Origin of the sequence: Kribbella jejuensis (assembly GCF_006715085.1) — a bacterium.
Classification (GTDB): domain Bacteria; phylum Actinomycetota; class Actinomycetes; order Propionibacteriales; family Kribbellaceae; genus Kribbella; species Kribbella jejuensis.
This window is the reverse complement of sequence record NZ_VFMM01000003.1, coordinates 634,758-657,310: the sequence shown is the minus strand read 5'-3', so window position 1 is coordinate 657,310 and position 22,553 is coordinate 634,758. Positions and strand designations below refer to the sequence as shown.

Genomic DNA, 22,553 nt, shown 5'->3' with positions numbered 1-22,553 from the left:
CGTCCTCCGCAGTGGCTGGTTGAGTACGCTGTCTAGGTGCCGGACCAGTATGACCACGAGCTCCCGGACGGCTATCCGGCGGAGTACGAGGCCGATGTCGTCCTGCGGGACGGTGCGACCGCGCACCTGCGGCCGATCACCCCGGCCGACGACCACCTGCTGGTGGCGTTCTACGCCCGCGTGTCCGAACAATCCAAGTACTACCGCTTCTTCGCCCCGTACCCCGAATTGTCCGACCGGGACGTGGCGCGTTTCACCCAGGTCGACTACCACCAGCGGCTCGCGCTGATCGTCACGGTCGGTGACGAGATGATCGGCGTCGGGCGCTACGAGGGCACCGGCCGCAGTACGGCGGAGGTGGCGTTCCTGATCGAGGACGCGCACCAGGGCCGCGGGCTCGGGCAGTTGCTGCTCGAGCACCTGGCGCAGGCCGCACGGGAGAACGGCATCCACCGGTTCGTCGCCGAGGTGCTGCCGGACAACCGGAAGATGATCACGGTCTTCACCGAGGCCGGCTACAAGGTCGCCCGGGAGTTCGAGGACGGCGTGATCATGGTCGAGTTCGACATCGCGCCGACCGACACGTCGTTCGGGGTGATGCAGGCGCGTGAGCAGCGCTCCGAAGCGCTGTCGATCGCGCGGCTGCTGACACCCGGAAGTGTGGCGGTGATCGGCGCGAGCCGACGCGAGGGGACGATCGGCAACGCCCTGCTCCGGAACCTGCGCGACGGCGGCTTCCCGGGCCGGTTGTACGCCGTCAACACCGACACGAACTCCGACGAGATCGAGGGCGTACCGGCGTACCCGACGATCCGGGAGGTCGAGGGCACGGTCGATCTCGCGGTGGTCGCGGTGAAAGCCGAGATGGTCGCGGACGTCGTACTGGACTGCGCGGCGAAGGGTGTCCGCGGGCTGGTCGTGGTGTCGAGCGGGTTCGCGGAGATCGGCGACGAGGGGCGGAAGCGGCAGCGGTATCTGGTCGGCCTGGCCCGCTCGTACGGGATGCGCGTGATCGGGCCGAACGCGCTCGGCGTGATCAATACCGCGACCGGTGTGTCCCTGAACGCTACGCTGTCGCCGCTGATGCCGAGCAAGGGGCGGGTCGCGTTCTTCTGCCAGTCCGGCGCGCTCGGCGTACCGATCCTGGCCGACATGGTCGGGCGTGGTCTCGGCCTGTCGAGTTTCGTCTCGGCCGGTAACCGGGCCGATGTCTCGGGCAACGACCTGATGCAGTACTGGTACTCCGACGAGGCCACCGAGGTCGTGCTGCTGTACCTGGAGTCGCTCGGCAACCCGCGCAAGTTCAGCCGGGTCGCCCGCCGGCTGGCCGGCCGCAAGCCGGTGGTCGCGCTGAAGTCCGGCCGCGCCACCCAGGGCGTCCCGGTCGGGCAGATGATCCGGCGCAGTCAGTTGCCGCCGGCAACCATCGATGCGCTGTTCCGGCAGAGCGGCCTGATCGGCGTGGACACCACCGGTGAGTTGTTCGACGTCGCACAGCTGCTCGCGCACCAGCCGCTGCCGAAGGGGCGCCGGGTCGCGATCGTGTCGAACTCGGACGCCCTGACGCTGCTCGCACTGGACACGATGGCCGGTTGCGGCCTGGAGGTCGCGGGGGAGCCGCGCAATCTGAGCCCGGACGCGACCGCGTCGGATTTCGGGCTCGCGCTGTCCGAGGTGTTCTCCGACGAGAAGGTGCACTCGGTCGTGGTGATCTACACACCACCGGTGCAGTCGAACGGTGGCGAGATCGCGCAGGTACTCGCCGCGGCCGCCGCCGATTCGGACAAGCCGGTCGTGTCGACGTTCCTCGCCTCCCGGAGTGTGCCCGAGGAGTTGCGGGTCCCGGACGAGGACGGGGGAGCCGCGCGCGGTTCGATCCCGTCGTTCCTGAACCCGCAGTACGCCGTCGGCGCGCTCGCGAAGGCCACCCAGTACGGCGAATGGCGGCGCCGGTCGGACAGCCGGATCCCCGACCTACCGGACATCGACACCGCCGGGGCCGAGGACTACGTCACCGAGTTCCTGCAGCGGCACCCGTCCGGAGCGGACCTGGACGAGGCAGACCGGCAGCGGTTGCTGAGCTTCTACGGGATCTCGGTGCTGCCGGCGTTCCCGGTGCTGAGCGCCGAGGAGGCGGTCGCCCGGGCAGCGGACCTCGGGTTCGAGGTGATCCTGAAGGCGACCGCGGAACAGTGGCGGATGCGGCCGGACCTCGCGGACATCTGGCGGCACATCCACGACGAGGACGACATGCGGGCGGCCTGGGCGGAGATGACGCGCACCTTCGGGGTGGCGTCGGACCCCGGCCGGGCGCAGTTCGTCGTCCAGAAGATGGCGCCGCCCGGCGTACCGGTGGTGATCTCGACGATTGAGGACGTGTCGTTCGGGCCGGTGGTGACGTTCGGGCTGTCCGGGGTGGCGACGGATCTGCTCGGCGACCGCTCGTACCGGATGCCGCCGTTGACGACCCGGGACGCGGCGGAGATGGTGCGCGAGGTGAAGGCGGCGCCGCTGCTGTACGGGTACCGCGGGTCGGACCCGGTGGACATCTCCGCGATCGAGGATCTGCTGCACCGGGTCTCGCGTCTGACGCTGGACCTTGAGGAAGTGGTCCGCCTCGACCTCCGCTCGGTGCTGGTCTCGGCCCAGGGCGCGACCGTACTGGACACCCGGATCCGCATCGCCCCGAACGAGAAGCCCCGTCAGGACATGCCCGCCCGCCGGCTCACTTAGTCCGCGTGTAGATACCGTTCTCCCGGTGCAGCAGGCGTGCGTCGACCAGTCCGCGGCGCAGTGCCGCGTGGTCCGGATGCCAGCGGTTCAGCAACTCGTTCACCTCGGACTCCGGGTACTCGCGGCCGACCTCGAACGACTGGACCAGGTACTCGAGCACGACCCGATACTTGTCCGGGTACGTCGGGAAGTGCGTCAACCGGCCGTCCCGGATGAACGACTGCAGTACGCCGTCCCGCGCCGGGTCCGGATCCAGCGGCACCCGCTCCGGCCGGCTCGCCCGGACGGCCTCCTTGAACACGTCGGCGTCCGCCGTGAACCCGTCCCGGCTCGCCTCGATCAGCCCGCCCTTGGTCAGCCGTTGCAGCGCCTTCACCACCACCGGTGCCGCCAGCCCGGTGCTTCCGGCGACCTGGTCGGGGGTGGAGGCGCCGAGGACGATCGCGGAGTACGTCCGCAACCTCGACGGTTCGGCCAGCAGACCACACAGTTGATCGGCGTTCATACCTTTCACGCTAAACACGGCCGCAACTCGATTTAGGATCATCCAATGCAGCCCGGCCCGCAGAACGCGATCACCGACGTCCCCGGAATCCTGGTAGGCCAGGTCGAGCGGCTTGACCCGCCGTACCTGACCGGCACGACCGTCGTCCACGTCCCTGGCACCGCCGTCGCGGCGGTCGACGTCCGCGGCGGTGCCCCCGGCACGCGCGAGACCGATCTGCTCTCGCCGGTGAACTCGAACGGTGGCGTGAACGCGATCGTCCTCACCGGCGGCAGCGCGTTCGGCCTCGACACCGCAGGCACCGTGATGCGCTGGCTGGAGGAGCGTGGCGAGGGTGTCCGCGTCGGCCAGGGGGACCACGACGTCGTACCGATCGTGCCCACCGCCGTGATCTTCGACCTGGCCCGTGGCGGTGACTTCAAGGCTCGGCCGGAACCGTCCTGGGGCGCCGACGCGATCGCGGCCGCCTCCGCCGGACCGGTTGCCCTGGGCAACCACGGGGCCGGCGCCGGCGCCCGGGCCCGGTCGCTGAAGGGCGGTGTCGGCTCGGCGAGCGTCCGGCTGGACGACGGTACGACGGTCGGCGCGCTGGTGATCGTGAACGCGGCCGGCTCCGCGATCGACGCCGACGGCAACCTGTACGGCGCCCGGCTCGGCCTCGGCGACGAGTTCGCCCACCTGCGGACGCCGACCGATGCGCCGCCGCTGGTCGAGCCGGGCCGCAACCTGATCCCCGGCCCGTCGATGAACACCGTGATCGCGGTCGTCGCCACCGACGTACCGCTGGACAAGGCCGCGACCAAGCGGATGGCGATGATCGCCCACGACGGGCTCGCGCGGGCGATCGACCCGATCCACACCCTGGTCGACGGCGACAGCATCTTCGCGCTGTCCACCACGACCGACCAGCCCCGCCTGAGCGTCACCGACCCGACAGCGCTCGGCCAACTGGAGACCGTGTACGCCGCGGGCGCCCGCACGCTGTCCCGCGCCGTCGTGCACGCGATGCTCAACGCCGAGTCGGTCGAGACCCCGGCCGGCACGATCCCGAGCTACCGCGACGCGTACCCGTCGGCGTTCCGGACTACGACCTGAGTCGTACGCCGGTACGCCGAAAGGCAGCCGAAGGCGACGCCAAGACCGGCCCGTGGTCCGACGATCGCGGGACGGGTTCGCGGAAGGCTCTGCGGTATGAACCTCCAGAGTCCCCAAGTTGTGCCCCAGGTCGTGCTGAGCGGTCTCGGGTTGGTCAAGTACTACGGCAGCGTGGTGGGCCTCGCCGGCGTCGACGTTGCCGTCCGCTCCGGCGAAGCCCTCGCCGTCATGGGTCCCAGCGGCAACGGCAAGACCACCCTGCTGCACGTCCTCGCAGGCATCCTCACCCCGGACCAGGGAGAGGTCTGGCTCGGCGGTGAACGCGTGGACCAACTCAACGACGCGGCCCGGACAGTACTCCGTCGCCGCCGGCTCGGCTTCGTGTTCCAGGACAACCAGTTGCTCGCAGAGCTGCCCGCGGACGAGAACGTGGCGCTCCCGCTGATGGTCGACGGCCTCAGCCGTCGCGAGGCCATCGGACGCGCCCGGCACATGCTGGCGCAGGTAGGGCTTGCTGCTGAGGTAGGCCGCCGCCCCGGTGAGCTCTCGGGTGGTCAGGCCCAGCGGGTCGCCATTGCTCGCGCACTGGTCGGCGAACCGCAGGTGGTGTTCGCAGACGAGCCAACCGGAGCCCTGGATGCTGCCACGGGCTCACAGGTCATTGACCTGCTGGTCGGCGCCGCCACCTACCGCGGCGCCGCAGTAGTAGTGGTCACCCACGACAACGCAGTGGCGGCCCGCTGCCACCGGACGCTGAACATCGTCGACGGCCGCGTGAGTGAGTCCGTTGGAGTCGTGCGATGAGCCCGATGACCGAGCTCGGTCTGCGGTTCGTCCGGCGGCCCGGGCCGGGCGGACGGCCCGCGAACCTGGCCGCGTTCGGCGCGACAGCGGTCGTGGCGTTACTGGTGACGTTCTTGATCGCGGGGTCGCTCGGCTTGACCCACCGGTCCGACCGGATCGGCTGGCGGAGCGCGGACAAGGCCGGCCCGGCGACCGCGGTCGGCATGCTGAGCCTGAACGACGACCAGAGCGTCGACGGTCACCGCCTGAGCGTTCTCGACCTGGCAGTCCTGAAGCCGAGTGAGCCGGCCCCGCCTGGTCTCGATCATGCCCCGAAGCCGGGTGAAGTGTTTGTCTCACCTGAGGTCGCGAAGCACTGGTCCAGCCTCGGCAAGCAGTTCGGTACGGACAAGCCGACCGGGCTGATCAGCCGCAAGGGCCTGTCGTCGCCGGAGGAGTACATCGTCATTCGTGGTGTCCAGACGATCTCTGCCGACCAGCACCCGCAGTACGTGAGCAGCTGGCACGACAAGGTGTGGGACAGCCGCATGCTCGGCCTGCTGATCGCTGTGGCCTTTGGCATCACGCTGGTGTTGTTCCCGATCCTCAGCCTGGTCGGGCAGGCAGCCGGCGTCGCAGCCAAGCGCCGTGAGCACAGGTTGGCCGCACTGCGCCTGGCAGGTGCCACACGTACCCAGGTCCTTTGGCTGAGCGCTGTGGAACAGGCCGTGCTCGGTTTGGCCGGTGCAGTCGCCGGATTGGTCGGCTACACCGTTCTGAGCCCACTGATCGCACAGATCCCGCTGGGTGGTGGCCGTTGGTACATCAGCGACATCACCGTCCAGTGGTGGACAGTCCTCGTCGTACTGGTCGCCGTACCGATCCTGTCCGTGATCAGCGCGCTCATCGGCCTCGGACGCGTCAGCATCACCCCGCTGGGTGTCGTACGCGGTCAGACCCGCAAGGGCGTGAACGCGGTCCGGCTGGGACTTCTGGTCATCGGTCCGGCGATTCTGGGGTACTACGGTCTGCGCGGAGCATTCGTACCGGTGCTGATCGGGGTCGGCTTCGCGGCCCTGGCCGTCCGGGTCATCGGGCCGTTCGCCGTGCAGGTGATCGGCAAGATCATGGCCGGCAACGCGAACCGTGCCGTGACGTTGCTCGCCGGGCGACGGCTCGTGGACGACCCGAAGGGAGCCTTCCGACCGGTCGCCGCGCTGGTGTTGTCCGGGTTCGTCACCGGGTTCATCTCGGTGTTCATGCCGTCCGATGACGCGAACTCCAGCTTCCAGGACATGCGCATCGGCGTCGCACTGCTGCTTTCCCTGGTGTTCCTGACCGTCGCTGCGTCGACAGCCGCCGGTGCGGTCGGTACGGCGCTCGACCAGGCGGCTCCTGCTCGCGCGCTGCGGCGTTCCGGCGTACCGCTGCAGGTGATCGAGCGCGCCGCTCGGCTCGCTGCCGTCGTACCGGTCCTCGGTGTGGGGCTGCCGGTGGTCGGGTTCGGTGCCCTGTGCGGGCTGGCGTTGAGCGGCGGGAAGGTGATCACGCAGGGCAGTTCCGGGCTGATTCTGCTGCTCGGGCAGGTGATCGTGGGACTGGTGCTGGTCGCGGTGGCGGGCGCCGCGGGCGCGCCGGTGTTACGGAAGGCAAGTGCCAACTGATCAGGGTTGTCCACAAGGGTGGAACGCTCGGGGCGCCGATCGTGCAAGGATGTGGGCATGCGTGACCTGAATACACCGGAGCTCGCGGACGCGTCGGCGGACCTGCGCGCCGCGATCGATCGGTGCGGCTACTACCCCGACGTGGTGACCGATTCGCTCGAGGTGGCGATCGCCGGCGAGCCGATCCGGGCCTACATGCTGCAGCACGAGCCGACGTTCGACCGGGACGAGGTCCGGCGGCACATCACGATCCTGGCGCTCACCCCGACCCGGCTGATCGTCGGTCACACCGACGAACACGCCGCCGACGAGCTGATCCGCGCGCCCTACGCGTCCACCTCGACCGAGGCGATCCCGCTGCACCGGGTGAACGCGGTCGTGGTCAACCGGGTCGTGCCGAATCCGGCCGGCTATGCCTCGGGCAAAGCCGACCCGGCGGTGGCCGGCAGCGGTGAGGTGGTGCTGACGATCGGCTGGGGGATGGTGAACCGGATCGACCTGGAGCCGGCCGTCTGCGCCGACCCGAACTGCGAGGCCGACCACGGCTACACCGGTTCGGTCGCCGCCGACGACATCTCGCTGCGGATCAGCGCCGCGGCGGACGGACCGGCCGGGATCCAGCAGGTGCTCGAGTTCGCCAAGGCCCTGTCGTTCGCGACCACTCGGTAGCGCCGTGATCGAGCCGGTTGCCCCGCAGTACGGCGGTGGCGCACTCGCCGACGTACTGCCCTCGGTTGCCGGTGCGCTGGCGGTGCCGGGGGAGTCCAACGTCCTCGGCCTGCCCGCCGCCTCGCGGTACGCGGTGCTGCTCTTCGACGGCCTCGGCTGGAACCTCCTCCAGCGGTACGCCGACGCCGCGCCGTACCTGTCGTCGTTGGCCGGACGGTCGTTGACCGCGGGCGTGCCCTCCACGACCGCGGTCAGTTTGACCAGCCTCGGGACCGGCCTCCCGCCCGGCGCGCACGGGATCGTCGGGTACACGTCGATCGTCCCGGAGAGCGGCGCATTGCTGAACGCGCTGCAGTGGGATGCGCCGGTCGATCCGCGGCGCTGGCAGCCGCACGGGACAGTGTTCGACCGGATCGCGGCCGCCGGCGTCGCGACCCGCAATGTGAGCAAGGGGCGCTTCGAGAAATCTGGATTGACCGCTGCCGCGTTCCGGGGGACCGCACACCGAGGCGCCGATACCGTTGAGGATCGGCTGGACGCGACGCGGTTCGCGAGCCGTGAAGGTCGGTCGTCGCTGGTGTACGTGTACGACTCGCAGCTCGACTACATCGGCCACCAGCAGGGCTGCGACTCGTGGCAGTGGCAGAAGGAACTCACCGCGGCCGACACCTTCGCCCAGCAGGTGCGATCAGCGCTGCCGCGCGACGCCGTACTGCTCGTCGTCGCCGACCACGGCATGATCGACGTCGCACCCGAACACCGCGTCGACATCGACGCCGAGCCGGCGCTGACCGACGGCGTCAGCCTGATCGGCGGCGAGTCCCGGTTCCGTCATCTGTACTGCGTGCCCGGCGCGGAGGCCGACGTACTGGCTGCGTACCGGCATCGCGTGGGCGACAAGGCGCTGGTTTTGTCACGCGCCGAGGCGATCGACCGCGGGTGGTTCGGCGCCACCGTCGAGGACCGGGTCTCGCCTCGGCTCGGTGACGTCATCGTCGCGGCGCTCGGCCCGATCGCGTTGGTGGCAAGCCGTCGGCATCCGCAAGAAGCCGGGCTCATCGGCCTGCACGGCTCGCTGACCGCCGACGAGATGGAGATCCCGCTGCTCGTCGACGCCGGCTACTAGAAGCTCCAGACGTTCCACCAGAACGTGGTGGTCGCAGTCTTCGCCTCGCCGTCGCGGGCGGTGACGGTCACCTTGTAGCGGCCGGCGCCGGGTGTCAGTACGCCGGTGATCCAGCCGCGGGTCTTCTCGATCGACAGCCCCGGCGGCAGGCCGACCGCGGTATAGCTGATGTCGCCGGTGCCGCCCGTACCTTTCATCAGCAGCGGGATCGCCGGGATACCGCCGACACCGATCTGGTCGGACGGCTGGGTGACCGAGATCGCGCCCTGCGGTTGAGCGGCCGCGGCACCGACAGCCTCGGCCGCGTCCACCAGACCTTCGCCGTAGAACGAGTTGTTGCCGGCGGACCCGGTGCACTCACCCGCGCCGGACGCCGGGCAGGCCAGGTCGTTGGCCTGCTGCGCGAGCTTGGCGCGGACCTGGGCCGGCGTCAGCTTCGGGTCGACGCTTCGGATCAGCGCGGCGACACCGGCGACGTGCGGCGACGCCATCGACGTACCGTCGAGCAGCTTGTAGCCACCGCCCGGGACCGTCGAATAGACGGCCTGGCCGGGCGCGGCAAGGTTGATCTTGTTCTCGCCGTAGTTGGAGAACGGGGACTTCAGGCTGGTCGGGTCGACCGAGCCCACGACGACCACGTTCGGCAGCTCGGTCGGCAGGCTGATGCAGTCGTTGGTGATTGGACGGTCGGCCACGGTCGAGTCGTCGGGGCTGGTGTTGTCGTCGGTCTTGTTCGCGAGGTCGTAGTCCTCGTTGCCGGCGGCGGCCACGTTCACGACGCCCTTGGAGTCCGAGTACGCGACGGCACGCCGTACCGCCTCCGCGATCGCGTCCTGGTCCTTGTCGCTCGGGCAGTTGAACAGCCACGGATCGACGTAGTAGCTGTTGTTGGTCACCGAGACACCCTTGTCGGCGGCGTACATGAACGCGCAGACCGTGTTCTCCGGAAAGAACAGCTGGCTGCCCGGCTCCGCGATCCGGATCGAGGCGACCTTTACGCCGGGCGCGACGCCGATCATGCCGACGCCGTTCTTCGCGGCGGCGATGGTGCCGGCGACGTGTGTACCGTGTTCGCCGACCGGCCGCCACGCACCGGGGCGCGGGTCGACCTTGCCGTACGCGCAGGACGTCGACCTGGTCGCGTCGAAGTTCGCCTTCAGATCCGGGTGCTGGTCGTCGACGCCGGTGTCGAGGACGCCGACGGTGATGTTCTTCGAGCCCACGTTCTTCACCCAGGCGCGGTCGGCCCCGATCTGCGTCATGTCCGGGCGATCACCCTCGGGCTGGGCGGTCGCCACCTCCGGTACGGCGGCCGGGATGCCCGGGTTGGCCGCGTCCGCCGGGAGGTCCGACGTCCGCGTCGCTCCCGCTTTCCGTACGCCGTCGACGCCGCGCATCTTGTCCGCGAAGTCGGTCGCCGTCGAGTGCGCGACGATCACCCCGATCGCGTCGTACGTCGCGTACACCGTGCCGCCGTTCTGCGTGACGGCACCGGTGACCTTGCCGGTCTGGCCCGGATCGGTGATCACGAAGTACGCCCGCAACCCGGCCTCGATCCGCTCCGGCACGGCCGCCACGGGAAGGGTGGCGGAGACGGCCAGCAGGCAGACCGCGAGGGCGAGGAGCAGGGGTTTGCGCACGATCCATTCAAACTGAATCGGGCCTCCGGAACCAACCCACCCCTCCGACACACCCCGGAGTGCGCGACGAGCCGTTGACTTGGCAGGATGATCGCCCGTGGCTGAGCTCCTGTACTTCACCGGCACGATGGACTGCGGCAAGTCGACCCTCGCGCTGCAGATGGATCACAACCACAGGGCCCGCGGCCGGGTGGGGCGGATCTTCACCAGCCGCGACCGGGCCGGCGACTCCGTGCTGTCGTCCCGGCTCGGGCTGTCCGCGGAAGCGGTCGAGGTGCGTGAGGAGTTCGACTTCTGGGACTACGTGGTCGGCGAGCTCACGCACGGCGGGCGGGTCGACTACGTGGTCTGCGACGAGGCGCAGTTCTACAGCCCGCTGCAGATCGAGCAGCTCGCGAGGCTGGTCGACGAGTTGCAGATCGACGTGTTCTGCTTCGGGATCCTGACGGACTTCCGGGCCACGTTGTTCCCGGGTTCGGCGCGGTTGGTGGAGCTCGCCGACCGGATGGAACTGCTGCAGGTCGAGGCGTTGTGCTGGTGCGGTGAACGTGCGACCCACAACGCCCGTACGATCGGCGGGGAGATGGTGACCGAGGGCGAGCAGCTGGTGGTGGGCGACATGGAGACGCGCGACCACGAGCCGGCGTACGAGGTCCTCTGCCGCCGGCACCATCGTCGCCGCCTCACCCAGGCCCGCGCCCGCGCCACCCTGTCACCCGAGGTCCTGCCGTTCGGAGGAGCCGCTTCATGAACGAGCGCAGCGAGTTCATCGAACAACACAGCGCGGACCGTGTCTCATCCGCGCCCGGAGCGAAGCGAGGACGTGGATGAGCCCGTTGATCACCGTCGATGAACTGCGTGCGCTGGGTACCGGTGTGGTACTCGCCGACGTCACGTGGAACCTGGCGGGCCCACCCGGCAAGGCGGCGTACGACGCCGGTCACATCCCCGGCGCGTACTTCGTCGACCTCGACACCGAGCTCGCCGGCCCACCCGGCCCGGGTCGCCACCCGTTGCCCGACGCAACCACCGTCACCGCGACCTTCCACCGCCTCGGCATCACGTCGCCCGACACCCCGGTCGTCGTCTACGACGCCAACAACTCCATGTCCGCCGCCCGAGCCTGGTGGACCTTCCGCTACTTCGGCCTCACCAACGTCCGAGTCCTAGACGGCGGCCTAGCCGCCTGGCAGTCCGCCGGCGAAAAACTGACAACCGATGTACCGGCGGATGGTTCTGGGACCGTCACCGCGACGCCTGGGCATATTCCGGTGTTGGATGCGGATGGGGCTGCTGCGGTGGCTGCCAAGGGGATTTTGTTGGATGCGCGGGCTCCGGAGCGGTTTGCGGGGGAGGTGGAGCCGATGGATCCGGTGGCCGGCCACATCCCGGGTGCTGTGAACGCGCCCACCGGCGCGAACGTCACCGAGAGCGGGCACTTCCGCACCCCCGCCGAGCTCCGCGAGCGATTCACCGCGCTAGGCGTCACCGACGACACCGAGGTTGCCGTGTACTGCGGCTCCGGCGTGACTGCTGCGCACGAGGCGCTGGCGCTGGAGTCGGCGGGGATCCGGTCGGCGGTGTACGTCGGCAGCTGGTCCGAATGGGTGACCGACCCGACCCGCCCGGTCGCCACCGGAACGTAGACCCGTAACCGCGAGTCGTGGATCGCGGTAGCCGGATGCGGCGTGTCGCCCACCGAATTCCACGACTCGGCGAACGCGGGGCACCCCGCCCGGAGCGGCGAGGGGCGAGGGGTGAGGGTTGACTTTCGGCGTGGTGGTGGGGGATGGTGAGGGAGAAATCGATTTCCCATCATGTCCGCCCCGTTGATGTTGGGAGTCAGCACGCGATGATGAAGCGATCCACGTTCCTGAAGGCCGCGGTCGGTGCCGGTGTGCTGCCGGCTCTACCGGGCCGGGCATTTGGCAGCACACAGGCCGTGCTGACCAACAAGGTCGCCGACCTGACCGGGCCAGGACTGACCGACCGGTTTCGGATGGCGGCGACCGATCTTGGGATACCGGCGCGTACGCCGGACGGGCGGTTGTTGTTCATGTTCGGTGACACGTTCGAGGACGCGCGGGTCGGCGGTGGCTGGTGGCGTTCGCCGGTGGCGTTGTGGTCCACCACCTCCGACCTGAGCACCGGCGTGAAGTGGTCCGGTGCCGTCGGGGGCGCCGCGGCGCAGCAGCTCTGGGACTACCCGCACGACAACCCGACGTTCTCGACCGTGCTGCCGTCCGACGTGATCACGATCGGCGGCTCGATGTACCTGCACGCGATGGTCAACAAGGGCCTCGGAAACGTTGTCTGGACAGAGATCTGGCGTTCCGACGACTCCGGTGCGAGCTGGTACCACACCGGCGCGAAGTTCGACCCGAACATCGACGGCGGGATGTTCCAGCTGCTCACCTGGGGTCTCGCGAACGACGGGTACGTGTACGTCTACTCGACCGGCTTCCAGCGGGACAAGCCGATCATCCTGAAGCGCGTCCGCCAGGAGCAGATCGCGAATCCGGGCGCCTACGAGCCGTGGGGCTACCGCGACGGCGTCTGGGCCTGGGGCAATCCGGCGACGCCGATCCTCAACGGCAGCTTCGGCGAGATGAGCCTCCGGCCGCTCGGCGGCAAATGGGTACTCACCTGGTTCGACGCCGGCGACTACCGGATAGACGGCATGATCATGGACACGCCGACGTCGAACCTCTACACGGCGTACCGGCAGACCCTCATCTACGGCGGCGCGTGGGGCTCCGAGGACGACAACCACGTGGCTCAGCTGTACGGCGGTTACGTCATCCCCGGGTCGACGCTGTCGGATCTGCACCTGTCGGTCAGCCAGTGGAACACGAACGACGGCTGGCCGTACCGCGTGATGCAGTTCCGCGTCCGCGGCTTCGGCTAAACCGCCGGCGGCTGGAGCTCCAGCACCATCGTGTCCGACGTACCGACGACACCCACCTTCCGGAAGCCGAGCGATTCGTACAACTTCCGCGCCGGGTTGTCCGGATCCACGCTGAGCGACAGTCGCCTGTACGACGCTGCGCGCGCCTGCGCGATCACCTCCGTCAACAACCCGCGCCCCACCCCACGCCGCCGGAACCCGGCCGCCACGCCCAGGGTCAACTCGGGTACGTCGTCCGCGACGTACCCGTATCCGCGCCGCTCCGACATCAGCAACCGCGCCCAGGTGGCGCCGGCGGGGGAGCCGTCAACCTCCGCGACCACCCCGAAGTCCGTCGCCGCCGGCCACCCGTCCAGATACCGCCAGGCGTGATCGTCCCGCCGTACCTTCGCCTCGTCGTACCAAGGCGTCCCGTCCCAGTTGCACGCCTCGAGCAACATCTCCATCAGGAACGGGAAGTCGGCCGCGGTCGCCGGTCGGAGCTCCATGGGCCCATCCTCACGTCCGGCCGCCGCAACCTCCACCCGTTTACCGCGGCCCGGCGAGCCCGACCAGGTTCCCCTCGGGGTCGGTTAACTGCCCTACCACCAGCTTCCCCGGCACCCCGTCCGGTCCGAAGACCCGCGTCCCGCCCAGTTCGTCGGCGCGGGCGAGCGCGGTGCCGACGTCGTCGACCCCGACGTAGAACAGCACCTTCGGCTGCAGCGACGTACCGCCACCGACGCCGCCGTTGAGCCCGGCGTCGCCGACGAACCCGTACTGCCCCGGCTCGGACACCTGTTCGGACACGGTGTCGCCGAGGTCATAGCTCCACCCGAAGAGGTCGCGGTAGTAGTCCTGCAGCCGGGCCGGATCGGTTCCGATGATCTCGAAGTGCACGACCTGGTTGGTCATGTCGATCTCCTCTCGTCGTCCGGTACGTCGGAGCGTGAGCGACCGGTTCGACGTTGCGAAAGCGTTACCGCAGATCGGTGGATCAAGGTCTTGAGTTAGTAACACGCTTGGTTTAACTTACTCGGGACCTGGCCGGTGTGTGGCTCAGAGCACATCGGCGGTATCCGGAAACCTGAGGAGTTCCGATGATCAGAGTGCGCAGGTGGGGCCGGTACGGAACCGCCCTGGGGGTTGCCGGGCTGATGCTCGCGGCCGGCTGTGCGAAGGGGACGGACCCGGCGTCGTCCGGCGGCGGTGCCGCGGCCGTGGACGAGAAGGCGCCGGTCACGATCACGATCGGCGACCGGCCCACCCCGGACAAGCCGAACGACCTGAAGGCCTTCAACCAGAAGGTCAGCGACTTCATGGCGAAGTACCCGAACATCACGGTGAAGTCGACCGAGACCAGCTGGCAGGCGCAGACCTTCCAGGCGCAGGTCGCGGGCGGGACGCTGCCGACGGTGATGAGCATCAGCTTCACCGAGCCGGCCAACATGATCCCGAACAAGCAGCTGCCGGACATCACCGACGAGCTGAAGCTGGTCGACCTGACCAAGGACCTGAACCCGAACGTCCTGAAGATCGTCGAGGACGCCAACGGCCGGATCTACGGCGTACCGACCGACGTGTTCTCGGTCGGACTCGCCTACAACCGGAACCTGTTCAAGCAGGCCGGCCTGGACCCGGACAAGCCGCCGACGACCTGGGACGAGGTCCGGCAGTACGCCAAGCAGATCTCGGAGAAGACCGGCAAGGCCGGGTACGCGCAGCTCACCACGAACAACACGGGTGGCTGGATGCTGACCACGATGACGTACAGCATGGGCGGCACGGTCGAGAGCCCGGACGGCAAGAAGTCCACGTTCAACGACGCGCCGACCAAGAAGGCGCTGCAGCTGCTGAAGGACATGCGCTGGACCGACAACTCGATGGGCAGCCGCTTCCTCTACAACCAGGAGGAGGTCCGCCAGGACTTCGCGGCCGGCAAGATCGGCATGGTGCTGCAAGCGCCGGACGCGTACGACATGAGCGTCAAGCAGTTCGGGATGAAGCCGGCCGACTTCGGTGAGGGCGCGCTGCCGCAGGACGGCGGGCCGCACGGCACGCTGACCGGTGGTTCGCTGAAGATGATCAGCCCGAAGGCGACGAAGAACGAGATCGTCGCGGCGCTGAAGTGGATCAAGTTCGACCAGTTCGACAAGTACACCAACGAGGCCGCGGCGGTGGCGGACGCGAAGAACGCGATCGCCGACAAGGGCTTCGTCGGCCGTCCCGGCATCTCGCCGCTGAGCCAGGCGACGTACGACCAGTACAACAAGTGGCGTGAGCCGTACGTGAATGTCCCGGTGAAGCAGTTCCAGGGCTACATCGACTCGACCACGTCGCTGAAGCTGCTGCCGGAGCCGCCGAACAAGGGCCAGGAGGTCTACTCGCTGCTCGACCCGGTGGTCCAGCAGGTGTTGACGAAGAAGGATGTGGACATCGACAAGCTGGTCAGCGATGCCGCTTCGAAGATCGACGCGCGTCTGGCCCGGTAACCCGATGTTCCAGCCACGCTCGCCCAAGCAGAGCCGGAGCAGTGCCAGGTCGATCATGACCTGGTACCGCTCCGGCGGGCTCAGCAGCATCGCCTTCGGCCTGCCGCTGGTGCTGATCTTCCTGTACTTCTCCTGGGGCCCGATCGTCCGCGGCCTGGTCCTGAGCTTCCAGAAGAACAACCTGGTCCAGGCGCCGGAATGGGTCGGCTGGTCGAACTTCAGCTACGTGCTGACCGACCCGCAGCTCCCGCAGGCCGCTCTCAACACGTTGTACTTCGCCGCGCTGGCACTGGTCTTCGGTTTCCCGGTGCCGTTGTTCCTGGCCGTGTTCGTCAGCGAACTGCGCAAGGCCGGGTGGCTGTACAACGTGCTCTCGTACCTGCCGGCCGTCGTACCGCCGGTCGCCGCGATCCTGCTCTGGACGTTCTTCTACGACCCGAGCGGCGCGGGCGTGTTCAACTCGATCCTCGGCTGGTTCGGCCTCGGCCCGTTCGCGTGGCTGAACTCGCCGACGCTGGCGATGCCCGCGATCGTTCTGGAGGCCACCTGGGCCGGCGCCGGCGCGACCTCGATCATCTACCTGGCCGCGCTGACCGGCGTACGCACGGAGTTGTACGAGGCTGCCGAGCTGGACGGAGCTGGGATCTGGCGCCGGGTCTGGCACGTCACGCTGCCGCAGATCCGCGGAATCATCCTGATCATGATGCTGCTGCAGCTCATCGGGACGTTCCAGGTGTTCACCGAACCGTTCCTATTCACCGGCGGCGGTCCGAACAACGCGACCACGACCGTCCTGCTGCTGATCTACCGGTACGCGTTCATCAACGGTGACTTCGGCGCCGCCACCGCGCTCAGCGTGCTGCTCGCGCTCGTGCTGTGCGTGCTGTCGGCCGTCTACCACTTCGTCACCCGCCGCTGGAGTACGACATGAGTTATGAACGCGGAATCATCTCGACCGCCGACCGGCAGCGCGGCGTGGTCCGCTTCGGCCTGCCGGCCATCCAGGTGCTGATCTTCGTCGCTGTCGTGATCGCCGGTGTGGGGCCGCTGCTGTGGCTGCTCAAGTCCGGCGTCTCGACCAGTCAGGACATCCTCAGCGGGCCGATGCAGCTGTGGCCGTCGGGGATCCAGTTGAAGAACATCCCGGACGCCTGGAACCGCGTGCAGATCGGCGCGTACCTCGGCAACACCGCGTTCATCGCGATCGGGTCGATGCTCTCGACGCTGTTCGTGTGTACGACGGGTGCCTTCGTGCTGAGCATCCTGCGCCCGAAGTGGGGTCCGGTCGTCACCGGCGCCGTGCTCGCGACGCTGTTCCTGCCCGGGGTCATCTCGCTGGTACCGCTCTACATGACGGTGCTGAAGATGCCGCTGCTCGGGATCAGCCTGCAGAACACGTTCTGGGCAGTCTGGCTGCCGTCGGCGGCCGGCGCGTTCAACGTGCTGGTGATGAAGCGGTACTTCGACGCAATCCCGCGCGAGCTGATCGAGGCGGCCCGGATCGACGGGGCGAGCAACCTGCGGCTGTTCACCGCGCTGATCCTGCCGCTGTCGAAGCCGATCGTGGGCGTCGTCGCGCTGCTGACCGTGATCGGTTCGTGGAAGGATTACCTCTGGCCGTTGCTGGTACTGCCGGACCCGCGCCTGCAGCCGATCTCGGTCGCCCTTCCGAGGGTACAGAAGACCACGGAGATCTCACTGCAGATGAGCGCGTTGTTCCTGGCGGTACTGATCCCGGTGGTCCTGTTCTTGTTGTTCCAGAAGCAGTTCCTGCGCGGAGTAGGAATGTCCGGAGGCATCAAAGAGTGAGTGAACTGAACGGCCGGCGGGTGCTGGTCACGGGGGCCGCCGGCCGGATCGGGCTGGTCACGGTCGAGCACCTGAACGAGCTCGGCGCGAAGGTGACCGCGTTGTCGAACGTCGAACACCCCGATCTGAAGGCGGACCGGGTGCTGATCGGCGACACCCGGTCCGAGACCGACGTCGCGCGAGCGCTGCAGGGTGTCGAGTACGTCGTACACCTGGCGGCGCTGCCGCACCCATCGGCCGGTTCGCCGTACGACGTGTACACAACCAATGTGGTGTCGACGTTCAACGTGCTCGCGCAGGCCGGTGCCCTGGGCATCGACCGGGCGGTGATCGCGAGCAGCATCAACGCCACCGGCGTCCCGTTCAACCCGCACGAGATCCGCCCGGCGTACTTCCCCTGGGACGAGAAGGCGCCGAGCGACGTCGCCGACTGGTACTCGCTGTCCAAGCAGAACGACGAGAACACCGCACGGATGGCGTGGCGCCGGTGGGGGATCGACGTGGTCTCGTTCCGGTTCCCGCACGTGAACTCGGCCGAGGCCCTGCAGCGGATGTCGGACCACATGCGGGAGAACCCGGGCATCGGGCTGCGCGAGGCGTGGACGTACCTCGACACCCGGGACGCGGCGTACGCCGTGGAACTCGCGCTGACCGCGCCGCTGTCCGGTGCGCACACGTTCTTCGTCGCGGCCGGCACCACCAACGCGCCGTACGCGACCGAGGACCTGCTGGACCGGTTCGCGCCGGACGTGCCGCGTGCGCGCCGGTTCGTGGACCGTGAGGTACCGATCGACCTGACCGCCATCCGTACCGTGCTGGGCTTCCAGGCCCGGCACGAACTCGACCTTCCGACCCTTCCCCTGGAGCCCTGACATGCCCTCGAACTTCGACCAGCCGTGGCCGGTCCGTGACGACCTCCGGATCCGTTCGGTCAAGGCGATCGTCACCGCGCCGCAAGGCATCCCACTGGTGGTCGTGAAGATCGAAACCACCGAACCGGGCCTGTACGGGCTCGGCTGCGCCACGTTCACGCAGCGCTGGAAGGCGGTACAGACGTTCGTCGACGAGCACCTTGCCCGGCTGCTCGTCGGCCGCTACCCGGGCGACATCGGTGACCTGACGCGACTCGCGTCGTACTCCGGGTACTGGCGCGGCGGCCCGGTCACCAACAACGCGATCTCGGGGATCGACCAGGCGCTGTGGGACATCGCCGGCAAGCGCGCGGGGATGCCGGTGTACGAACTGCTCGGCGGCAAGGTCCGCGCCGCCGCGGACACGTACATCCACGCCAGCGGGGCGACGATCGAGGACACGATCACGCATGCGCAGAAGCTGATCGGGCAGGGCTGGCGGCACATCCGGCTGCAGGTCTCGACACCGGGCGGCGGTGGGTACGGCGCTCCGCGGCTCGCGACGCTCTACCCGAACGCGCCGTACCACAACGGCTGGTCCGCACGCGACTACCTGCGCACGACGCCGGAGTTGTTCGCCGAGGCGCGGCAGGCGCTGCCGGACAACATCGAACTGCTGCACGACGTGCACTCGCGGTTGACGCCGAAGGAGGCGATCATCCTCGCCCGATCGCTCGAGCCGTACGGCCTGTTCTTCCTCGAGGACGTGCTCGCACCGGAGCACTGGGACCGGCTGCCCGAGGTCCGGGCCGCGTCGCCGGTACCGCTCGCGGTCGGCGAGCTGACCACGTCGATGAACGACGCGATCCGGCTGATCCGCGACCACGGCGTGGACTTCATCCGGTCGCACGTCTCGGACATCGGCGGTCTGACGCCGGCCCGCAAGCTCGCCGACCTGGCCGAGCTGTGCGGTGTCCGGACCGCGTGGCACGGTCCTGGCGACACGTCGCCGATCGGTGCCGCGGCGAACGTCGCGCTCGACGTCACGTCCGTTGCCTTCGGCATCCAGGAGGGCCACATCTACGACGACGCCGTGCACGAGGTGTTCCCCGGCACGCTGCGGATCGAGGACGGCTGGCTGCGCCCGAACGAGGCCCCGGGCTGGGGGATCGACCTCGACGAGGAGGCGGCGGCGCGCTATCCGGCGGCGCTGTCCGGCCACGACGAGTGGGCGGCCGGCGTACGGCGGATCGACGGAGCCCTGGAAGCACCGTAGATCGGCAGTACGATCACGGCCAGTACGGGACGACGATGGGGAGGTGGAGATGAGCGATTCGGTCGAAGGGCTGGTGCGGCGCGCCGGCGCGAACCAGTACGACCTGGGCTCGTTCAACGAGGCCGTGATCATCGAGACGATCCGGCTGGCCGGCATCATCAGCCGGACCGAGATCTCCCGCCGTACCGGTCTCACCCAGCAGTCGGTCTCCCGGATCCTGCGCATCCTGCTGCAGCAGGGCCTGCTGGTGGAGGAGGCGCAGGAGCGGGCCGAGCGGCTCGGCAAACCGCGGACGCCGGTGCGGCTGCGCTCGAACGCGGCGCACGCGGTCGGGATCCACGTCGACCCGGAGCTGTTGACCGTCGCGGTCGTCGACCTGGACGGTCAGATCGTCCGCCGCGAGACCGTCGACCTGGCGGAGGATCTCGAGGCGGGGAAGCTCGTGGATCTGACCGCGGCGACTGTGACCGCGGCGCTCAGCATCAGCCAGGTGGACCTGGAGTCGATGCTCGGCGTCGGCGTTGCCGTACCGGGGCCGATCGATGCCGACGGGTCGCTGCTCGCGTTGCCGTTGCAGCCGGCCTGGCGCGGGCTCAAGATCCGGCAGCTGCTGCAGGAGCGGCTCAACCACCCGGTGCTCGTGGAGAAGGACGGTACGGCGGCCGCGATCGGCGAACGCTGGATCGGGCGTTCGGCGCGGGCGCGGGACTTCGCGTACCTGTACCTCGGTACGGGCGTGGGGAGCGGGCTGTTCCTGAACGGGTCGATCTACCGCGGCGGTACGTCGAACGCCGGTGAGTTCGGGCAGGTCGCGGCGTTGCGCGTGGGGGAGTGGGACGTGGAGAACGGGCCGCGGATGCTGCCCGAGTGCAACCCGACCGCGTCGCTGCCCGTCATCGCAGCCGAGTTCGGGTACGTCGAGACCGATCCGGGCGCGACCGACGAAGCCTCGCGGTACAAGGCGGTCTGTCACGCGGCGGCCGCTGGCAACGAGGCCGCCGTGCAGGCGGTGCGGCAGGTGGCTCGAGTGATCGGGCAGGGCGCGGTCGGGCTCGTCGATCTGCTCGACATCGATCTGCTGGTCCTCGGTGGGCCGGCGTTCGGGAAGGACATCTCGGAGATCTTCCTGCACGAGATCGGGCGCGCGGTGAACGCGCATCCGGTCGCCCGCGAGACCCGGCCGGTCGTGGTCGAGGAGTCGATGCTGAAGACCGACGCGGCCGCGGTCGGGGCGGCGTCGACGATCTTCCACGACGCGTTCACCCCTCGGGTGTCGGGGTCGAGTCAGGCACGTAGGCTGCCCAAGTGATTGGTCCCCGCCCTCTGACGCCCGATGTCGAACTCCGGATCGCTACCCTCGATGACGCTCCCGCTTTGGCCGACGAACAGGTTCTGAGCCGCGAGCATCTCCGTCCGTGGGAGCCGGTGCGCACCGAGAAATGGTTCACGACGGCCGGTCAGGTCGAACGGATGAACTACCAGCTCGAGCGCTACAAGAACGGCCAGGTGGTGCCGTGGGTGCTGGCATCCGGTTCCCGGATCGTCGGTGCGATCACGTTGAGCGACCTGGTCCCCGGTCCGTTCCGCAGTGCGAGCCTCGGCTACTGGATCTCGGTCGACTCGGTCGGCCGCGGCCTGGCGACCCGCGCCGTCGAGGCAGTCGCCGAGATCGCCGACACGCAGCTGAAACTCCACCGCATCGAAGCCAGCACTCTCACCGCCAATGTCGCGTCGCAGCGGGTGCTGGAGCGCACAGGCTTCCAGCAGATCGGCATGGCGCCGACGTACCTGCACATCGACGGCCAGTGGCAGGACTGCAATCTCTACCAGCGCATCCTGAACGACCGCGAGCCCGGCGCCTAGCGGCGCCGAGCTCGCGGAAAGAGGAGGCCAGCTGCGGCCTTGTCCTTCGACTGGCGGTCCGTCAGTTGGGCGGGAGCCCGATGCCTCGGGAGACATCGACGTCGTCGTAGCGGCCTTCCAGTACGTCGATGAACTTCACCGGGCGCTGCAAGGTGGACGCGATGTAGACGGCCCGGACTGTGGCCAGGGCGTCGATGGCGTCCTGGACCGTGATGGCAGGCGGCGTGCCGTCGGCGATGGCCTTGAGGATGTCGGCGTACTGCGCTGTGTGACCGCCGGGATCGCCCACGTCGATCGGCTGGTCCTCCTGCTTACCGTCCAGGTTCAGGCGGGCGAGCAGGTCGTCCTCGACCTCGGCGCCACCCTGGGTGCCGTGGACCGAGACGCGTGTGCGGCCGCCCGGGAACGCCGCCGTCGTCGCGTGCAGCGTACCGACGGCGCCGTTCTCGAACGTGAGGGTCGCGACGACCGTGTCCTCGACCTCGATCGCGTGATGCGCGGCCCGCAGCGCTTGCGCCTGGATCGTCACCGGGCGGCCCATGAACCACAACATCAGGTCGACCGTGTGCACGCCTTGGTTCATCAGCGCGCCGCCACCGTCCTGCGCCCACGTACCGCGCCAGCCGGCGGACGCGTAGTACTCGTCGCTGCGCCACCAGGCCACCGAAGCGACCGCCGACGTCAGCTGCCCGAACCTGCCGGCGTCGATCGCCTGCTTCACCACCGCGCTGCCGGCGTCGAACCGGTGCTGGCTGATCACCGACGCGACGACGCCGTGGTTCGCGGCCCGAGCGGCCGCCGCGCCGAGCCGCCGAGCCCGGATCAGGTCGACGTCGAGCGGCTTCTCGATCACCACGTGCACCTTCGCGTCCAGCGCCTGCTCGGCCAGCGCCGCGTGCGTACCGCTCGGGGTGCAGATCGCGACCAGCGTGACGTCCGACCCGCTCAGCGCCGCGGTCAGGTCCTCGAACAGCTTCGGTTCCGGCCGGCCGAGCTCGACCAACTGGTCCCGGAGCGCCTCCCGGGCCGTGACGTCACCGTCCACCAGGGCGGTGACGACCGCGTCCGGGCGTTCCGCGACGGTCTTGGCGTGGGTACGCCCGATGATCCCGCACCCGACGATCGCGACCTGCTGTTGTGTGTCAGCCATCTCGCTCCTA

21 protein-coding genes are annotated in these 22,553 nt (G+C 68.9%); 16 read left to right on the top strand and 5 right to left on the bottom strand.

Translation table 11 applies throughout. The annotated features are described in order from the left end of the window. Positions 1-36 precede the first annotated feature (36 nt). The gene (locus tag FB475_RS30810) at positions 37-2,733 is read left to right on the top strand and encodes a bifunctional acetate--CoA ligase family protein/GNAT family N-acetyltransferase (protein ID WP_141860888.1); all 2,697 of its coding nucleotides are present in this window, start codon (positions 37-39) and stop codon (positions 2,731-2,733) included. Here the strand turns inward: FB475_RS30810 and FB475_RS30805 are convergent. Next, a complete protein-coding gene (locus tag FB475_RS30805) occupies positions 2,726-3,238 on the bottom strand; it encodes a DUF2087 domain-containing protein (protein ID WP_141860886.1) in 513 nt (170 codons plus the stop codon). The two genes, FB475_RS30810 and FB475_RS30805, sit on opposite strands and share 8 nt — an antisense overlap. A 45-nt stretch (positions 3,239-3,283) precedes the next feature. Here FB475_RS30805 and FB475_RS30800 point away from each other — a divergent pair, with 45 nt between their 5' ends. The 5 genes from FB475_RS30800 to FB475_RS30780 all read left to right on the top strand — a co-directional run bounded on the left by FB475_RS30800 (position 3,284) and on the right by FB475_RS30780 (position 8,575). After that, entirely contained in the window at positions 3,284-4,333 is a 1,050-nt protein-coding gene (locus FB475_RS30800; RefSeq protein ID WP_141860884.1) for a P1 family peptidase, read from the top strand. A 96-nt stretch (positions 4,334-4,429) separates the two neighbouring features. Continuing rightward, positions 4,430-5,137 carry an ABC transporter ATP-binding protein gene (locus FB475_RS30795; RefSeq protein ID WP_185759507.1) on the top strand — a complete coding sequence of 236 codons (708 nt, stop codon included), beginning with the start codon at positions 4,430-4,432 and terminating at the stop codon, positions 5,135-5,137. After that, the gene (locus tag FB475_RS30790) at positions 5,134-6,780 is read left to right on the top strand and encodes an FtsX-like permease family protein (protein WP_141860882.1); all 1,647 of its coding nucleotides are present in this window, start codon (positions 5,134-5,136) and stop codon (positions 6,778-6,780) included. The genes FB475_RS30795 and FB475_RS30790 overlap by 4 nt, the downstream gene beginning before the upstream one ends. 57 nt (positions 6,781-6,837) lie before the next feature. Continuing rightward, positions 6,838-7,449, top strand: a complete 612-nt coding sequence (locus FB475_RS30785; protein WP_141860880.1) for a DUF5998 family protein — start codon at positions 6,838-6,840, stop codon at positions 7,447-7,449. 4 nt (positions 7,450-7,453) lie between these two features. Further along, entirely contained in the window at positions 7,454-8,575 is a 1,122-nt protein-coding gene (locus FB475_RS30780) for an alkaline phosphatase family protein (protein ID WP_141860878.1), read from the top strand. Here FB475_RS30780 and FB475_RS30775 read toward each other — a convergent pair. Next, a complete protein-coding gene (locus FB475_RS30775) occupies positions 8,572-10,215 on the bottom strand; it encodes a S8 family peptidase (RefSeq protein ID WP_238332543.1) in 1,644 nt (547 codons plus the stop codon). The two genes, FB475_RS30780 and FB475_RS30775, sit on opposite strands and share 4 nt — an antisense overlap. 97 nt (positions 10,216-10,312) lie before the next feature. Here FB475_RS30775 and FB475_RS30770 point away from each other — a divergent pair, with 97 nt between their 5' ends. The 3 genes from FB475_RS30770 (at position 10,313) to FB475_RS30760 (ending at position 13,123) form a co-directional block, all read left to right on the top strand. After that, positions 10,313-10,966: a thymidine kinase gene (locus tag FB475_RS30770; protein ID WP_141860877.1), complete on the top strand. Its 654-nt coding sequence runs from the start codon at positions 10,313-10,315 to the stop codon at positions 10,964-10,966. A 76-nt stretch (positions 10,967-11,042) separates the two neighbouring features. Then, positions 11,043-11,861 (top strand): sulfurtransferase, encoded by an 819-nt coding sequence (locus tag FB475_RS30765; RefSeq protein ID WP_141860875.1) that lies wholly within the window; start codon positions 11,043-11,045, stop codon positions 11,859-11,861. 206 nt (positions 11,862-12,067) lie between these two features. Continuing rightward, entirely contained in the window at positions 12,068-13,123 is a 1,056-nt protein-coding gene (locus FB475_RS30760) for a DUF4185 domain-containing protein (RefSeq protein ID WP_202878615.1), read from the top strand. On the opposite strand, the gene FB475_RS30755 is transcribed toward FB475_RS30760, so the two are convergent. Then, a complete protein-coding gene (locus tag FB475_RS30755) occupies positions 13,120-13,611 on the bottom strand; it encodes a GNAT family N-acetyltransferase (RefSeq protein ID WP_141860873.1) in 492 nt (163 codons plus the stop codon). The genes FB475_RS30760 and FB475_RS30755 overlap by 4 nt on opposite strands. Positions 13,612-13,651: 40 nt before the next feature. Next, complete coding sequence (locus FB475_RS30750) at positions 13,652-14,017, bottom strand: VOC family protein (RefSeq protein ID WP_141860871.1); 366 nt, start codon at positions 14,015-14,017, stop codon at positions 13,652-13,654. A gap of 185 nt (positions 14,018-14,202) precedes the next feature. On the opposite strand from FB475_RS30750, the gene FB475_RS30745 reads away from it, so the two are divergent. From FB475_RS30745 to FB475_RS30715, 7 genes are read left to right on the top strand one after another with little or no spacing between them, the layout of a single operon-like run. Beyond that, positions 14,203-15,594 (top strand): ABC transporter substrate-binding protein, encoded by a 1,392-nt coding sequence (locus FB475_RS30745; RefSeq protein WP_141860869.1) that lies wholly within the window; start codon positions 14,203-14,205, stop codon positions 15,592-15,594. 55 nt (positions 15,595-15,649) lie between these two features. Next, positions 15,650-16,525 (top strand): carbohydrate ABC transporter permease, encoded by an 876-nt coding sequence (locus tag FB475_RS30740; protein ID WP_238332542.1) that lies wholly within the window; start codon positions 15,650-15,652, stop codon positions 16,523-16,525. Further along, positions 16,522-17,403 carry a carbohydrate ABC transporter permease gene (locus FB475_RS30735; protein ID WP_141860867.1) on the top strand — a complete coding sequence of 294 codons (882 nt, stop codon included), beginning with the start codon at positions 16,522-16,524 and terminating at the stop codon, positions 17,401-17,403. Before FB475_RS30740 ends, FB475_RS30735 begins: the two co-directional genes overlap by 4 nt. Next, on the top strand, positions 17,400-18,275 hold the full coding sequence (locus FB475_RS30730) for an NAD-dependent epimerase/dehydratase family protein (protein WP_238332541.1): 876 nt from the start codon (positions 17,400-17,402) through the stop codon (positions 18,273-18,275). The genes FB475_RS30735 and FB475_RS30730 overlap by 4 nt, the downstream gene beginning before the upstream one ends. A gap of 1 nt (position 18,276) precedes the next feature. Next, entirely contained in the window at positions 18,277-19,530 is a 1,254-nt protein-coding gene (locus FB475_RS30725) for an enolase C-terminal domain-like protein (protein WP_141860865.1), read from the top strand. Between the two features lie 49 nt (positions 19,531-19,579). Further along, positions 19,580-20,839 (top strand): ROK family transcriptional regulator, encoded by a 1,260-nt coding sequence (locus FB475_RS30720; protein WP_141860863.1) that lies wholly within the window; start codon positions 19,580-19,582, stop codon positions 20,837-20,839. Next, complete coding sequence (locus FB475_RS30715) at positions 20,836-21,393, top strand: GNAT family N-acetyltransferase (RefSeq protein ID WP_141860862.1); 558 nt, start codon at positions 20,836-20,838, stop codon at positions 21,391-21,393. Before FB475_RS30720 ends, FB475_RS30715 begins: the two co-directional genes overlap by 4 nt. Positions 21,394-21,454: 61 nt before the next feature. On the opposite strand, the gene FB475_RS30710 is transcribed toward FB475_RS30715, so the two are convergent. Next, complete coding sequence (locus FB475_RS30710; protein ID WP_141860860.1) at positions 21,455-22,543, bottom strand: Gfo/Idh/MocA family protein; 1,089 nt, start codon at positions 22,541-22,543, stop codon at positions 21,455-21,457. Between the last annotated feature and the right edge of the window lie 10 nt (positions 22,544-22,553).

Excerpts from the sequence above, each read along its gene's own strand:
- FB475_RS30805 (WP_141860886.1), bottom strand. The coding sequence starts at position 3,238 with ATGAACGCCGATCAACTGTGTGGTCTGCTGGCCGAACCGTCGAGGTTG.
- FB475_RS30800 (WP_141860884.1), top strand. The coding sequence starts at position 3,284 with ATGCAGCCCGGCCCGCAGAACGCGATCACCGACGTCCCCGGAATCCTG.
- FB475_RS30795 (WP_185759507.1), top strand. The coding sequence starts at position 4,430 with ATGAACCTCCAGAGTCCCCAAGTTGTGCCCCAGGTCGTGCTGAGCGGT.
- FB475_RS30790 (WP_141860882.1), top strand. The coding sequence starts at position 5,134 with ATGAGCCCGATGACCGAGCTCGGTCTGCGGTTCGTCCGGCGGCCCGGG.
- FB475_RS30785 (WP_141860880.1), top strand. The coding sequence starts at position 6,838 with ATGCGTGACCTGAATACACCGGAGCTCGCGGACGCGTCGGCGGACCTG.
- FB475_RS30765 (WP_141860875.1), top strand. The coding sequence starts at position 11,043 with ATGAGCCCGTTGATCACCGTCGATGAACTGCGTGCGCTGGGTACCGGT.
- FB475_RS30760 (WP_202878615.1), top strand. The coding sequence starts at position 12,068 with ATGATGAAGCGATCCACGTTCCTGAAGGCCGCGGTCGGTGCCGGTGTG.
- FB475_RS30755 (WP_141860873.1), bottom strand. The coding sequence starts at position 13,611 with ATGGAGCTCCGACCGGCGACCGCGGCCGACTTCCCGTTCCTGATGGAG.
- FB475_RS30750 (WP_141860871.1), bottom strand. The coding sequence starts at position 14,017 with ATGACCAACCAGGTCGTGCACTTCGAGATCATCGGAACCGATCCGGCC.
- FB475_RS30745 (WP_141860869.1), top strand. The coding sequence starts at position 14,203 with ATGATCAGAGTGCGCAGGTGGGGCCGGTACGGAACCGCCCTGGGGGTT.
- FB475_RS30740 (WP_238332542.1), top strand. The coding sequence starts at position 15,650 with ATGACCTGGTACCGCTCCGGCGGGCTCAGCAGCATCGCCTTCGGCCTG.
- FB475_RS30735 (WP_141860867.1), top strand. The coding sequence starts at position 16,522 with ATGAGTTATGAACGCGGAATCATCTCGACCGCCGACCGGCAGCGCGGC.
- FB475_RS30725 (WP_141860865.1), top strand. The coding sequence starts at position 18,277 with ATGCCCTCGAACTTCGACCAGCCGTGGCCGGTCCGTGACGACCTCCGG.
- FB475_RS30720 (WP_141860863.1), top strand. The coding sequence starts at position 19,580 with ATGAGCGATTCGGTCGAAGGGCTGGTGCGGCGCGCCGGCGCGAACCAG.
- FB475_RS30710 (WP_141860860.1), bottom strand. The coding sequence starts at position 22,543 with ATGGCTGACACACAACAGCAGGTCGCGATCGTCGGGTGCGGGATCATC.